The organism is Kitasatospora hibisci (assembly GCF_043950205.1).
In the GTDB taxonomy this organism is placed as follows: Bacteria; Actinomycetota; Actinomycetes; order Streptomycetales; family Streptomycetaceae; genus Kitasatospora; species Kitasatospora hibisci.
In genome coordinates this window covers 7,982,330-7,996,107 of the sequence record NZ_CP171642.1, presented here as the reverse complement: position 1 = coordinate 7,996,107, position 13,778 = coordinate 7,982,330, and the positions used below count along the sequence as shown (strand labels likewise).

Annotated in this window: 9 protein-coding genes and 1 pseudogene; 6 read left to right on the top strand and 4 right to left on the bottom strand. The window is 70.2% G+C overall.

Going from position 1 to position 13,778, the window contains the following annotated elements; all coding sequences use genetic code 11:
- Positions 1–49: 49 nt before the first annotated feature.
- Positions 50–1,498, bottom strand: coding sequence for an IS1380 family transposase (locus ACF9IK_RS34645; RefSeq protein WP_395292754.1), 1,449 nt, complete (start codon positions 1,496–1,498; stop codon positions 50–52).
- Positions 1,499–1,913: 415 nt separating this feature from the next.
- Between ACF9IK_RS34645 and ACF9IK_RS34640 the strand changes: the two genes are divergently transcribed.
- Complete coding sequence (locus tag ACF9IK_RS34640) at positions 1,914–3,032, top strand: chitinase (protein WP_395298014.1); 1,119 nt, start codon at positions 1,914–1,916, stop codon at positions 3,030–3,032.
- A 105-nt stretch (positions 3,033–3,137) separates the two neighbouring features.
- On the opposite strand, the gene ACF9IK_RS34635 is transcribed toward ACF9IK_RS34640, so the two are convergent.
- The 3 genes and pseudogenes from ACF9IK_RS34635 to ACF9IK_RS34625 all read right to left on the bottom strand — a co-directional run.
- On the bottom strand, positions 3,138–3,947 hold the full coding sequence (locus tag ACF9IK_RS34635; protein ID WP_395298768.1) for a GNAT family N-acetyltransferase: 810 nt from the start codon (positions 3,945–3,947) through the stop codon (positions 3,138–3,140).
- 166 nt (positions 3,948–4,113) lie between these two features.
- Positions 4,114–4,905: a putative protein N(5)-glutamine methyltransferase gene (locus tag ACF9IK_RS34630; RefSeq protein ID WP_395298013.1), complete on the bottom strand. Its 792-nt coding sequence runs from the start codon at positions 4,903–4,905 to the stop codon at positions 4,114–4,116.
- 432 nt (positions 4,906–5,337) lie between these two features.
- Positions 5,338–5,949, bottom strand: a pseudogene (locus ACF9IK_RS34625) (helix-hairpin-helix domain-containing protein); the annotation flags it as partial.
- A gap of 235 nt (positions 5,950–6,184) precedes the next feature.
- On the opposite strand from ACF9IK_RS34625, the gene ACF9IK_RS34620 reads away from it, so the two are divergent.
- From ACF9IK_RS34620 to ACF9IK_RS34600, 5 genes are all read left to right on the top strand, one after another.
- Positions 6,185–7,915 carry an IS1634 family transposase gene (locus ACF9IK_RS34620; RefSeq protein WP_395297160.1) on the top strand — a complete coding sequence of 577 codons (1,731 nt, stop codon included), beginning with the start codon at positions 6,185–6,187 and terminating at the stop codon, positions 7,913–7,915.
- Positions 7,916–8,195: 280 nt separating this feature from the next.
- The gene (locus tag ACF9IK_RS34615; protein WP_395298012.1) at positions 8,196–9,074 is read left to right on the top strand and encodes a TnsA-like heteromeric transposase endonuclease subunit; all 879 of its coding nucleotides are present in this window, start codon (positions 8,196–8,198) and stop codon (positions 9,072–9,074) included.
- An 11-nt stretch (positions 9,075–9,085) separates the two neighbouring features.
- Entirely contained in the window at positions 9,086–11,362 is a 2,277-nt protein-coding gene (locus ACF9IK_RS34610) for a transposase (protein WP_395298767.1), read from the top strand.
- The gene (locus ACF9IK_RS34605; protein WP_395298011.1) at positions 11,359–12,618 is read left to right on the top strand and encodes an AAA family ATPase; all 1,260 of its coding nucleotides are present in this window, start codon (positions 11,359–11,361) and stop codon (positions 12,616–12,618) included. Before ACF9IK_RS34610 ends, ACF9IK_RS34605 begins: the two co-directional genes overlap by 4 nt.
- Positions 12,615–13,754: a TniQ family protein gene (locus ACF9IK_RS34600; RefSeq protein ID WP_395298010.1), complete on the top strand. Its 1,140-nt coding sequence runs from the start codon at positions 12,615–12,617 to the stop codon at positions 13,752–13,754. The genes ACF9IK_RS34605 and ACF9IK_RS34600 overlap by 4 nt, the downstream gene beginning before the upstream one ends.
- The last annotated feature ends 24 nt before the right edge of the window (positions 13,755–13,778 follow it).

The following is a 13,778-nucleotide window of genomic DNA, read 5'->3' as shown; positions in this document are numbered from 1 at the left end:
CGGCTTTCCAGGGCGGGGATGGGTGGTTCGGGCCGGTAGGGGCGGTAGGTCAGGTGGCCGTCAGGTGCCGGTGGGCTCGAATCCGGGCCAGCGTGTTGGCGATCAGCTCGCGGGCTTCGGCGGTGAAGTGGAGTTCGTGGCGGCGGGCGGTCGTGGTCCAGCGGGCGGCGCGGCGGATCAGCAGCCGTCGCACGGTGGCGATGCGGCGGCGGGCCCGGCCGATCGGGGCGAGCGTCTGCAGCCAGGCGGTGAGGTTGTAGGCCAGCAGCGCGCCCCACATCCACATGCTGTTGACGGCGTGGGAGCCGGACGGCAGGTGGTTGAGTCCGGCTCCGTGCGCGGTGTCGCGGAACAGTTCCTCGATCCTGGTGCGGCGGCGGAACTCCCACTCCGCCACCGCGACCTCCTCGTCCAGGTCCAACGGCTCGTTGGTGGCGATGAACGAGTAGGCGTATGCCTGTTCCTCCAGGCCTTCCAGGACCAGGGCGAGCTGGTCCTTGCCGACGGTGCGCGAGCGGCGCGAGCGCGGGTCGGCGGACAGTTCGGCGGCGTCGTAGCGCACCCGTCGCGCGATCACCCGGGTGCCTTCGGGCCAGCCGGGTGGCGCGTAGTCCAACAGTGCGACCTGCGCGGCCGGGTAGTCCAGGGCGTCGATCCAGTCGTCGACGTGCACGGCGGCCACCGCCCGCCACAGCGGTCGGCTTCGCGGTACGGCAAGCCTGAACAGCGCCCGGCGGGCGACGATCTTCTCGGCGACCCTCCCCGCGTAGTAGCCCGTATCGCCCTGGATCAGGATCTGCCCGGTGGCTCCGGCCGTGCGCACGGCGTCCACGGCCCGGTCGATCTGGGCAGGGGCGACGGTGCGGCCGTCCGAGCGGCCGTCGAGGAGATCGGCGGCCAGGACGGTGCCGGCCTGGGCCCAGTGCGCGGCGTGCACCCGCCCCGAGACCTCGCCCTTGTAGGAGCGGACGACCCGTTCCTTGCGGGTGGAGAACACCTCGACGTCCTTGGCGTCCAGGTCGATAGTGACCGACCCGGACAGGATCGGGGCCCGATCCCTGGCCGGCAGCGCGGCGAGCGCGCGGGCGGTGACCTTGGCGCACGCGGTCTCGATGCCCTCGCGCTGCACCTGGCCGAAGCGTGCCGCCAAGGTGGCGGCGGTGGTCGCGGCCGGGAGTGGCGCGGGCAGCAGCCCCTCGCCCACCACGTCCGCGCGCAGCCGGTCGAAGCCGACCAGGTGGTCCTCGCCGGTCAGCTGAACCACCGCCGTTGCCAGCGCAAACTCCCCACCCGACAGGCCCCGATCACGTACCTTGACCGGCCCGATCCCGGCGTCAAGAGCGGCCGTGACCCCCAGCACCCGGTCCAGCTCGGCCACCAGCACCAGGCCGCCGTTCTCGGTCAGCGACCCGTCCACCCCACCCACCCGAGCGTCCAACCTGGTCCAGCGCCCGCCGGAGGTGCGGGAGGCGGTACGACGACGCGATATCTTCTTCACCAGACAGGTGTCCTTGCAGGTTGAGTGGTTAGGCGTAGAGAACCTCGATCATCTCAAACCAGCACGGGCACCTGTCGCCGTATCAGCCCGACGTACGCCGCACTACCTGCGGATTCGGGTCTGAGCCCCGTCCACGCTGCTCCGCCCCGGCCCGGGCCGGGCTCGGTGACGATCGGTCACGGAGCCCGGCCGGGAAGGTTCTCGACATATTGGTCCAGACCTCTTGACGCTGCGTCAGGCCGCTCCTACGCTTCCCTGCGATCGCGTCGCGCGCCCCGGACGCCCCCCGTCCGTCAGGGGCGCGACATCCGCGATCGGGCTTCCCGCCGAACACCCCCACCGTCACTCGCCATGGCCTCCCCCACACCGGCCCCGCGCGGGCCCACCGGGCCATGGCCGGAAGGGAGCACACGTCATGATCCAACGGACCGTCCAGCTGCTCGGCGTCGCCCTGGCGCTGGCCCTCGCCGCGCCCGTGAGCGCGGCCACCGCCGCCGACGCCGCGCCCGCCACCCCCGGGACCGCGGTCCCGGCCGCGGTCCCGGCCGGCACCGCGGCCGCCGGCGCCACCTGCGCGACCAAGCCCCGCCCCACCGGCAAGGTGCTGCAGGGCTACTGGGAGAACTGGGACGGCGCCGCCAACGGCGTCCACCCACCGCTCGGCTGGATCCCGATCACCGACAGCCGGATCCCCGCCCACGGCTACAACGTGGTCACCACGGCGTTCCCGGTGATCCTCTCCGACGGCACCGCGCTCTGGCAGGACGGCATGGACAGCACCGTCAAGGTGCCCACCCCCGCCGAGGTCTGCCAGGCCAAGGCCTCCGGGCTGACCGTCCTGATGTCCATCGGCGGCGCCGCGGCCGGCATCGACCTCAACAGCACCGCCGTCGCCGACCGGTTCGTGGCCACCATCGTGCCGATCCTCAAGTCCAACAACTTCGACGGCATCGACATCGACATCGAGACCGGCCTGGTCGGCACGGGCAGCATCACCAGCCCCTCCCCGTCCCAGGCCAACCTGATCCGGATCATCGACGGCATCCTGGCCCGGATGCCCGCCGGCTTCGGCCTGACGATGGCACCCGAGACCGCCTACGTCACCGGCGCCAGCATCGTCTACGGCTCCATCTGGGGCGCCTACCTGCCGATCATCAAGAAGTACGCCGACAACGGCCGGCTCTGGTGGCTCAACATGCAGTACTACAACGGCAGCATGTACGGCTGTTCCGGCGACTCCTACTCCGCGGGCACCGTCCAGGGCTTCACCGCCCAGACGACCTGCCTCGACAAGGGCCTGACCGTCCAGGGCACCACCGTGCGGGTCCCGTTCGACAAGCAGGTCCCCGGCCTGCCGGCCCAGCCCGGCGCCGGCGGCGGCCACCTGACCACCGGCCAGGTCGCCCAGGCGTGGAACAGCTACGGCACCGGCGCGAACAGCAGGCTCAAGGGCCTGATGACGTGGTCGTTGAACTGGGACGGCTCGAAGAGCTGGACCTTCGGCGACAACGTCAAGGCGCTCCAGGGCCGCTGACCGCCTGACCGGACACAGCCCGGGCACCGGGCCCCGGGGGCCCCGCCCCCGGCCGCACGGCCGGGGTCTCCGCTCCGGCCGTGCGGCGCCGCCGAGGGCCCTTCGTCAGCGCTGCGCCCGGGCCGGGTCGTACTGGAAGGGCGTCATGGTGGCGAGGACGGCGAAGCCGAGCCGCTCCAGGATCGGTCGGCTCTGGTCGGACGCGTCCACCCTCAGGTACTCGTAGCCGAGTTCGACGGCGATCCGGGCCCGGTGCGCGACCAGGGCGCGGTAGATGCCGCGGCCGCGCCAGCCGGCCAGCGTCCCGCCGCCCCAGAGGCCGGCGAAACCCGTACCCGGGTGCAGCTCCATCCGCGCCGCGCTCACCGGGATCTCGCGACCGTCCTCGTGGGCGACGGCCAGGTGGACCTTGAAGGTGTCCGGGCGCTCGGCCAGCTGGGCCAGGATGCGGCGCCCCAACCGGGTGCCGTCCGTACCGAACGCCTGCTCGTGCACGGCGACCACCTGGGCCACGCCGGCCTCGTCGGTGACCTCGCGCAGCTCGATGCCCGGCGCCCCGGCGCCCTCCGCCCGTCGGACGACGCCGGCCGGTTCGGCCACCATCAGGGTCTCCGGCTCCTCCGGGGTGAAGCCGGCCGCCACCAGGCGCGCGGCGAGGTCGGCCGGGCGGTCGTGGGTGTAGAGCGTCCACTCGAAGTCCTGGCCCAGCGCCGTGTAGTGGCGCACCTGCTCGGCGATCACGTCGTCGGCGGTGCCGGCGTCGAGGTCCGACCAGAGCACGCCGTTCCAGACGCTCTCCGGCCCGCTCTGGCGCACCACACCCGACACGTGTTCGACCCGGGCGGCGGGGGTCTCGGGCCCGGCACCGCGGCGCATCCGGGCGTCGAGGAGGGCGAGCAGCTCGTCATGATCCATATCCATTGCGCGTACTCCACCACGCCCACGACGGGCGCGGCAACCGGAATCCGCACCGTGGCCGGGAGGACGGCCGACGGGAGGACGGCCGACGGGAGGACGGCCGACGGGAGGACGGTGCGCCCGCGCCACCGCTCCCCGCGGGCGGCCCGGGAGCACCGCGGCGTCACCGCAGGGTCGCCGTCACCACGGTCGCGTCGAGGTCCTCGCACGAGGACAGGGCGGCGTCCAGACCGGCGGCGGCCACGACGGCGAGCGCCTCGGGCGCCTGGCGCTCGCTGGTCTCGAACAGCAGTGATCCCCTCGGCGCCAGCCACTGCGGCGCCTCGCCGGCCACCCGGCGCAGCACGTCCAGGCCGTCCGCACCGCCGTCGAGCGCGGGCAGCGCCTCGTGCAGCCGGGCCTCGGCCGGGAGCAGCGCGATGTCCGCCGTGGGCACGTACGGGACGTTGGCCAGCAGCACGTCCACCCGGCCGCGCAGCTCGGCGGGCAGCTCCGCGAACAGGTCGCTCCGGAGGACCCGTCCGCCGATGCCGGCCAGGTTGCGGCGGGCGCAGTCGACGGCGGCGGCGTCGACGTCCGACGCGTACACCTGGACCGGATGGCCGACCTCGGCCGCCAGTGCGGCGGCCAGTGCGCCGCTGCCGCAGCAGAGATCGACGACCAGGGCGCCCCCGGGCGTCAGCCCGGCCGCCGTCCGGACCAGGAACTCACTTCGGCGCCGGGGCACGAAGACCCCCGGGTCGACGGCGATCCGCAGACCGCCGAACTCGGCCCAGCCGACCACGTGCTCCAGCGGACGCCCGTCCGCGCGGGAGCGGACCATCGCCGCGAGTTCGGCGGGCGTGGCCGCGGCGGCGAGCACGATGCGCGCCTCGTCCTCGGCGAAGACGCACCCGGCCGCCCGCAGGCGGGAAGCCACCGACGAACGCAGCAGGGAGGAGGAGAAGACAGACAAGGAGTAGTCCCAAGGAAGTGAACGGGCGGAGTCATCCGCCCGGGCTCCCCCGAAGGGCCGTCACCGAACCGGCCCGGCACCACTACAGCTGCGGCGCCACGCCATCACGGCCGTTCCCGGGGAGCACCCGCTCCGACACACGGTTGATGGGTCTCACCTCCCCTGGATCACGTTCACATTCGGCGCGGCCACCCTATCGCACCACCGGCTCCGCACCCGGGAACCGTGAGCCCCGGACACCGTCCCGGCCTGCGGAACCCGGTTGAGGTGCGGTGCGCGGACGTGCTCGACCGGGACCCGTGAGCCTGTCGGTGGACGTGTTCCTCGTCGGTGGGGACGTGGGCGGCGCGCCGGATGGCTCCGGCGGGGCGGATCGCCCGGGACGGGTGGAGCCTGCCGTAGCCGCGTCCGACGGCACCGCGCGGCCGTCGGTCAGTCCTGGGCCAGGTACTCCGCTACCAGCTCGGCGAACTCGTCCGGGGTGACGATCCGGATACCCAGCTCCTCGGCCTTGGCACGCTTGGAGCCGGCCTTCTCGCCCGCGACCAGCAGCGTCGTCCGCCCGGAGACCGAGGAGGACGCCTTGCCGCCGGCACGCTCGATCAGCTCGTTCACGCCGTTGCGGGAGAGGTCGGCCAGCGGGCCGGTCATGGCACCGGTGACGACGACGCTCGCGCCCGCCAGCGGACCGGCCGTCGGCTCCGCGCCCTCCTCCCCCGCCTCCGCGGCCGCGCCGGCGGCCGCGGAGGCTCCGGTGGGCGCAGTTACCGAGGCGCCCACACCCTGCTCTGCAAGCTTGTCCAACAGGCCTGCCAAATCGGCCAGTTCGGTGACGATGACGGCCGCCTTCTCCACACCGATGCCGTCCACCCCGGCCAGTGTCTCGGCGTCGGCGGCCCGGATGGCCGCCATGCCGCCGAAGTGCGCGGCGATCCGGCGCGACATCGTCCGCCCGGTGCCGCGGATGCCGAGCGCGCAGAACACCCGGCCGAGCGGCCGGGAGCGGGCCGTCTCGATGGCGGCGAGCAGGTTGTCGGCGCTGGTTGCGACTCCCTGAGCTACCTGTCATTCGGGTGGCGCGCTGACCTGCGCTGGTGTCAGTTCGGTTTGGCATAGCAGCATCCACCCGAGTTCATCAGTTGATGGGCACATGAGCCAGGTCGGGCTGGTGTCGTAGCAGGTCAGCGCGGTGTGACTCGGCGAAGGGCCGCGAAAGTGTGGGCACACGATTTCAGGGAGGATCTTCCTCTGTACTGGCCTGTCGTGTGATCATGCGGGCATGTACTTGCGGAAGACCCAGCGCCGGAACAAGGACGGCAGTGCCGTGCGGTACGTCCAGCTCGCCAACAACCGGCGGGTGGACGGGCAGACGCAGGCCGAAGTGCTGGTCAACCTGGGCCGTGAGGACAGGCTCGACCTGGACGCGCTGCGCCGCCTGGTCGCCTCGATCAACCGCTACCTCGGCGAGGACGACGACGTCACGGCCCCGCTCGGGACCCAGGCCGGTCCGCTGCAGGTGGAATCCTCCCGCCCGATCGGCACGATCTGGCTACTGGACCAGCTGTGGAAGCTGCTCGGCATCGACACCGCCCTGGCCCGGCACCTGGACGGGCGCCGTTTCCGCACCGACGTCGAGCGGGTGCTGTTCGCCCTGGTCGCCAACCGCGCCGTCGCCCCCGGCTCCAAGCTCGCCGCAGGCGAGTGGGCCACCCGCGACGTGGTGATCCCGGGCCTGCCCGAACTGGACGGCAACAACCAGGCCCTGCGCGCGATGGACCTGCTCATCGAGGGCGACGCGACCGGCGCCGTGCAGGAGACGGTGTTCTTCGCCGCCGCCCACCTGCTCAACCTCGAAGTCGACCTGATCTTCTTCGACACCACCAGCACCTACTTCGAACGCGACGGCGAGGACGAAGAATCCGACGAGGCCCTGCGGCGGTTCGGACACTCCAAGGACCACCGCAAGGACCTGCCGCAGATCGTCATCGGGCTCGCGGTCACCCGCGAGGGCATCCCGGTCCGCTGCTGGGTCTGGCCCGGCAACACCTCCGACACCACCGTGATCACCCAGGTCAAGGACGACCTGCGCACCTGGCGGCTGGGCCGGGTGGTCACCGTCGCCGACTCCGGATTCTCCTCCGAGGCCAACCTGGCCTACCTCACCCGCGCCGGCGGCCACTACATCACCGGCGTCAAGATGCGCGAGACCAGCAAGAAGGCCGACGCCGCACTCGCCCGCCAGGGCCGCTACCAGGAGGTCCGCGACAACCTGCGGGTCAAGGAGGTCCGCTTGGACGGCGACCCGGGCCGCCGCTGGGTCGTCTGCCACAACCCTGCCGAGGCCGCCCGCGACGCCGAGCGACGCGAGCAACAACTCACCGCTATCAGCGATGAGTTGGAGCGAATCGCCCAGGCCCGCACCGCCGACGCGAAGAAGGCCAAAGACAAGGCGGCCAAGACCGGCAAGCGCCCAGTGAAGCCGAACGACGCCGTCCACCGCAAGGCCGAGTGCGCGCTTCGCGACCATCCCAGCCTCGGGCGGTGGCTCAAGCAGCACCCCACCACCGCACGCCTGTCGATCGACCGGGCCAAGGTCGCCGCCGAGTCCCGACTCGACGGCAAGTACCTGCTGGCCACCTCCGACCCGGACCTGTCCGCCGAGGATGTCGCGCTCGGCTACAAGAACCTGCTGGAAGCCGAACGTTCCTTCCGCACGATGAAGTCCACGCTCTACCTACGGCCGGTCTTCCACCGCCTGGACGAGCGGATACGCGCCCATGTGCTGCTGTGCTGGCTGGCCCTGCTGCTGATCCGCGTCGCCGAACGCCGCACCGGCACCACCTGGCGCACCATCAGGAACGAACTCGGACGGATCCACCAGGTCACCCTCGCCGGGCCGGCCGGACGCCTGCAGCAGACCACCCGCATCACCGACACCCAAGCCCGGCTCTTCAAGGACTGTGGAGTACCGATGCCACCAAAGATGAGCGGCATCCAGACCACCGAATAGCCCCTGAGCTGGGAAAACATCCACCAGAGCCGTGGACACACGCCTCCAGCAGTCCCGCATGCCGTTCCCGCAGGTCAACCCGCGAATCCGCCCACCACGTGTGCCCGCCTACTGATGAAGTCGGGATCCAGACTGCCGAGCTTTGTTGTCACTTAGGTACAGGCTCGCAGTCAAGCCAAGCGAACTCCCGTGCGCTTGATTATCGAAAACGCACCCCGAACAGCGATCTCCCGTCATAGGTTCATCCCACGTGATCAGGCCACTACGGAGGGCGATGTGCATGGCCTCAACGGCTTTGGGCGGGCTTCCTGGGGCGGGGGCAGTTGAATCGACCGCTTTGTGGTCCGATGCCTGCGGCCTCGGTGATCTCGCCCGCCTCCATGTCGGATTTGCCCGCTACAGGGAGTCGCTGAACCTTGAGGCGGGGTGGAGTGACCGCTGGTCCGCGACCTGGCGCTTCGGCCGGACTCCGGTGGCCTGCTCGGTGCGGAATTTGGATGAGGTCGAGGTGGCGCGGAGCCAGCCGGTGCGCCGCTTCACCTGGCGGACGGGCCAGTGGCACCGGCCCGGGCTGGAGTATCTGGCCAGCACCGACCGGCATCACGGTTTTGAGAGCTTCGAGGAGGAACTGCTGCTCCTGGTAGCCGACTTCGCGGCCGACCTGGTGGAGGCGCTGGCTCAGCCGTTTCGCCTCCAATTTCTGACCTCGGGCGGAGCGATCGAGCACACTCCAGACTTCCTGTTGCTGACCGAGTCCGGGCCATGGCTCATCGATGTCCGCCCCGCGGGACGCATTCACGCGGAGGACGAAGTGAAGTTCGCGGCGTCGGCCGAGGCCGCGCTAGCGGTCGGGTGGAACTACAGCGTGGTCACCGGCTGGCGAGAGCACGTGGTGACGATCGTCGACAGCCTTTCGGCGGGCCGGCGGCAGTTGAGCGATCCCCTCGGTCTCCACGACCAACTGCTACGGGCCAGCGAGTCGGGCCCATTGCCGTTCGGCGAGCTGGTGGAGCGGTGCAGCATTCCGGCTGTGGCCCGGGCCCACGCACTGCACCTGCTGTGGCATCGCCGCCTCGGTGTCGACATGTCAGTGCCGTTCGCGGACGCGAGCCTAGTCCATCTGGCACCGGGAAGTGACCAGCGCGGAGGTCAGTGGTGACGACACCTGCCATGCTCTCCTGGGACCTGTCGCCCGGGAGCGAGCTCATTGTTAACGGCGCCGAGTGGACGGTGGAGGCATTCGAGCCCCAGGTGGGCAAAGTCGTCCTGGTCCGGCCCGAGGGAACCCCATGGCTCACATCGGTACGGCAGTTGATGCATCACCCCAGTTGCCGACCCTCCACCCGGACACGCAAGGACTTGCCGGCCGCGAGCCGGGGTCGACAGCCCAAGGCCATGACAGACCTGACGCCGGAGAAGCAAAGATTGACTCTGCTTCGGCTCGCGCACCTGCGAGAGGCCGAGACCGGCTACCGGAGCGGCGACCCGCACCTGTCGGCGCCGGGCGAACCACGTCCGCAGTACGACCCGGACACTACGACCTTGACACAGCGCCGACAGGCCAAGGCGGAGGAACTGCGACAGACGGCAGCCCAAGACCCGGACCAGGCCGCCGCGCTGAGCCTGAAGCAGGCGGGCTACCGGACGCTGATCCGCTGGGACATGGACCGCCGCCGGTTCGGTCCGATCGGCTGCGCGGACGACCGGTGGCTACGCGAGGCGACCGGACGCCGGATCTCGCCGGCGGTCCGAGAGGCGCTGTTCGCCGTCCGCGCGGAGACGCTGCACCGCTCCAAACTCAGCGCGAAGGACCGCGAGCGCCTGATCCACCAGTACGTCCGGGAGACCTTCGGCCCCGACGAGCCGGTCCCCAGCTACGAGACGCTGCGGGTGGTGTGGCGCGAGTGGTTCGGCTCCACGGGAGCGCGCCAACGTTACGTGCGCTCGGCCGCCCGCGCACAGGAGGTGGCGACCGGCAGGCACGTCGTGGTGCACCGGCCGGGCCAGGTGGTGGCGCTGGACACCACGATCCTACCGGTCAAGGTGCGCGAGGACGTCTTCGGTGACCCGGTGTCTGTCCATCTGACTCTGGCCTTGGACGTGTACACACATTCGATCGTGGCGTTCCGGCTCACGCTGGTCTCCGACACCTCGATCGACGTAGCAATGGTGCTGCGGGACGTGATGATGCCCCTGCCGATGCGGCCGGATTGGGGCGAGGAGATGGAGTGGGCTTACCCCGGCGTCCCGGCCACCCTGGTGGCCGACTTCGCCGGGCACAAGGTCGCCGGTCTGCCCTTCTTCGCCCCCGAGACCGTCACCACGGACCACGGCTCGGTCTACAAGAATCACCATCTGATCGAGGTCCAGCGGGTGATCGGGGCGAACATCCGGCCCGCCCGCGTCCTTCGCCCTACCGACAAGCAGGCCGTGGAGCGGGCATTTGGCGCCATACAGTCATTGCTGTTCCGCATCCTGCCCGGCTACCAAGGGGTGGACGCCGCTGACCGCGGCGTGGACCCGGAGGCGGACGCGTGCCTGACGGTGGCGCAGATGGAGCACCTGATCGCCACCTGGGTCGTCCGGATCTGGCAGAACAGACGCTTCGGGGCGTACGCGCCCAGCTGGGATCCCGCCGGGGACCACAGCCCAAACAGCCTGTTCGCGGCGTCGATGGCCCAGGGCGGGTTCGCGCTGCAAATCCCGCCGGCCGAGCTGTATTACCAGCTGCTGCCCACGCACCGGGTGATGATCCACGGCAGGCGCGGAGTGAAGATCAAGAATCTCTGGTACGACGGCGACGCCCTGGAGGACTACCGGCATCAGCTCTCTCGGCGCGGTGGGGTGGCCAAGAACAAGTACGTCTTCCACCGTGACCCGCGCGATCCATGCTTCGTGTTCTTCCAAGACCCACGCACCCACGACTGGCACACCCTGCGTTGGACTGGCCTTCCGGACGAGGGGCAGGTGCCCGCGTTCAGCGACGCGCGGGTGCGCGAGGTGCTGCGCGAGGTCCGCAGCCGTGGGCTGGCCCCGAAGTCGGATGCCGAACTGCTGCCGCTGCTGCTGGAACTCGTCGGCGGCAACATTCCGGTCGAGCAGTGGCCGACGCGGCTGACGAAGACCCAACGCGTCGAGCATGCCCGCGAGATGGCCCAGGCCGCCGCTGCGGCGGCCGACCGCCCGGCCGACGCCGTGAGCGCTCCGGCCACGACCGGCGAAGAGTCGAAGCGACCGGTTGAGGAGGACAACGTGGTGCCACTGCGGTGGCGCGAGCGGGCTCGGCAGGGGCAGAGCGCGGTGGACGACGAGCGCCGCCGACGGCGCGAGGACACCGTGCGGGGACGGCCTGCCCCGTCCCCCGCGCTCGCCCAGCGGCTGCGCGAACGCAGCCTGCTCACCCTGCCGGACGAAGAGGACAGCGATGACGCCGAGGGGAAGCTGTGAGCCGGAGCGAGAGCACACCACCATCGTCGAACGGGGCGTCATTCCTGCCCGGGCCGCCGCTGGACCGCACCCGCTGGGAGAGCTGGCAGCGATGGCGCCGGACCCGGGACAGCTTCGTTCCCGCTCCGATACTTTTGCCGGCCGACTACGCCCGGATGAGCCCGCGTCAGCGCCGCATCTACGACCTGCACCGCTTGGCGACCCACAGCAGCCTGCCGGTGCAAGCCACCCCGATGAGCGAGGCCGTGGCCTGGCTGGTCCGCGCGCGGATCGAGGACGGCGCCTTCAGTCACAAGTCCGGCACACGCACCGGTGTGATGGTCAACGGCGGTGGTGCCCAGGGAAAGACCGAGACAGTGTGCGAGGCCCTGGCGGGCTTCGAGGACGAGTGGCTGACGCTGAACCAGCAGATCAACCCGGACGCGATGCCCGGCACGCGAGACCTCCTCGCTCCGGTGGCCTATGTGCGCTGCCCAGTCAAGGCAACCCCGATCTCCACCTGCCAGCGCATCCTCGACTTCTACGGCGAGGACCACAAGGGTATGCGCCTTGAGGACCTGGTCCGCACAGTGAACAGCGCGATCGTCGACCACGCCACCAAGGCGCTTGTCATCGACGACATCACGAGGCTGAAGCTCCACCGCGAGGCCGATCAGGACGTCCTCGACCTCATCCGCGAGATGATGAGCATGCCCGTCACCTTGATCCTCGTTGGCGTCGGCATTCCCACCTCCGGGCTGCTACGTGACGGCCGGCGGGACCCGGTCACCAAGCAATGGCTCTTCCCGCCAGTCAAGGACCGAGGCCGCAGCCCCAACGCACATGCCGCGACCCAGCACGAACGCCGCTTCGAGCTGATCGACCTCGCCCCCTTCAGCTACGACACCCCCGAGCAGATTGCCGCTTGGACCGCTCACCTGAGGAGTTTGGAAGGCTGTCTGCGGCTGCTGAGCGACACCGATGGAATGCTCACCACAGGTGGCATGCCCGAGTACCTGTTCCGGCGCACCAACGGCGTGGTCGGACTGCTGGAGAAACTCATCCAGACCGGATGCCGTCAAGCTATCCAAAGCGGTGTAGAGCATCTCACCATCGACGGGCTCGGCCAGTGCACGCTCAGTCCCACCGACCTGCCCGACCTGGACGCCGGATCGGGCGAGCAGCCACTGATACCTCCAGTCCCGCCGAAACGGAGGAAGAAGGGCCGCAACACCGTCTTCGACGACGATGGCCCCGCTGCGGAGTCCGCCGGATGACCCATTTGACATCGCCGGGGCTCCCCCGCAGTCTGGCTCCGCTTCATGAGGAGTCGTTGGTCGGCTTCCTGCTCCGCCTCGCGCACCGCCTGGAGCGCTCGCCCTGGCGCGTAGCCGATCTGTGCGGACTGGGCAGCCGTCGAACAAGCATTGGGTACGGGTATTTGCGTGACCTGCCCGACGAGGTGGCCGTGCGGTTCTCGCATGCTGCACGGCTCAGCTCGCAGGAGGTCGACGCCCTGACCATGCGCCGGTTCGCGTCGTCCTACCCTCTGCTACAGCGGGTCCGGACGGACGCCGCAGTCACGGGACGCAGGGCACTGGTGAACTGGGCTATGAACCCTTCCAGCAGGTTCTGTCCCGCATGTCTTCGAGGTGACGGCAGCCCTGTTCAGGCTGCTTTCGGTGGCGCTTGGAAGACCCGCTGGCACCTGCCGGTCGTCTTCGCCTGCCCGCAGCACCATAGCCTCCTGCGATCCGTGTGCCCATCCTGCTCGAACCCGGTCAACACGAAAGGTTCTGGGGGAATTGGACTGATCAAGCGCCCGCGTCTTGCGGGTCTCCACCCGCTGCAGTGCCGCCACATCCTTGTCGCCGACCAGATTCGCAAGCGCACCTTCAGAGCGGAAGCCGCATGCGGTGCGCGACTCGATGAGAATCCCGACCGCGACAGTGCCCTGGGCTCCGAGGACCTCGACCGGTTACTTGCCCTCCAGCAGCGCTTGGACCAGCTTTTGACTGCAACCGACCAGCCTGTCGGGGACTGCCAGCCTGCTGACCCTTCGTTCTTCCCCGACCCGGTCATGGCAACGCATCTGATCAAACTCAGCTGGCCTGCCGGTGCATCGCTTCTACCGTCAGCGGCTCTGACCGCTTTGGTCGACGAGCACTGCGCACCCATCACAGAGCTCGCCACGACACAGCGGGGCGCATCAGCCGACAGCAGGCATATCGAGACCAGGCCCGCCCCTACCGACTCCGCTCAATGCGGAGCACTCCTCCTCGCGGCCCACAATCTGCTCGGCGATCGGGACCTCACCTCGCTGCACGAGCGCGTCCAGCCACTGGCCCGCGAGGCATACGGGCGACACCCTCTCTGTCAGCCTTGGGTGAGACGTCCCGCTTTGTCGGGTTAGCCTGAGAGGGCCCGAGTAGGAGTT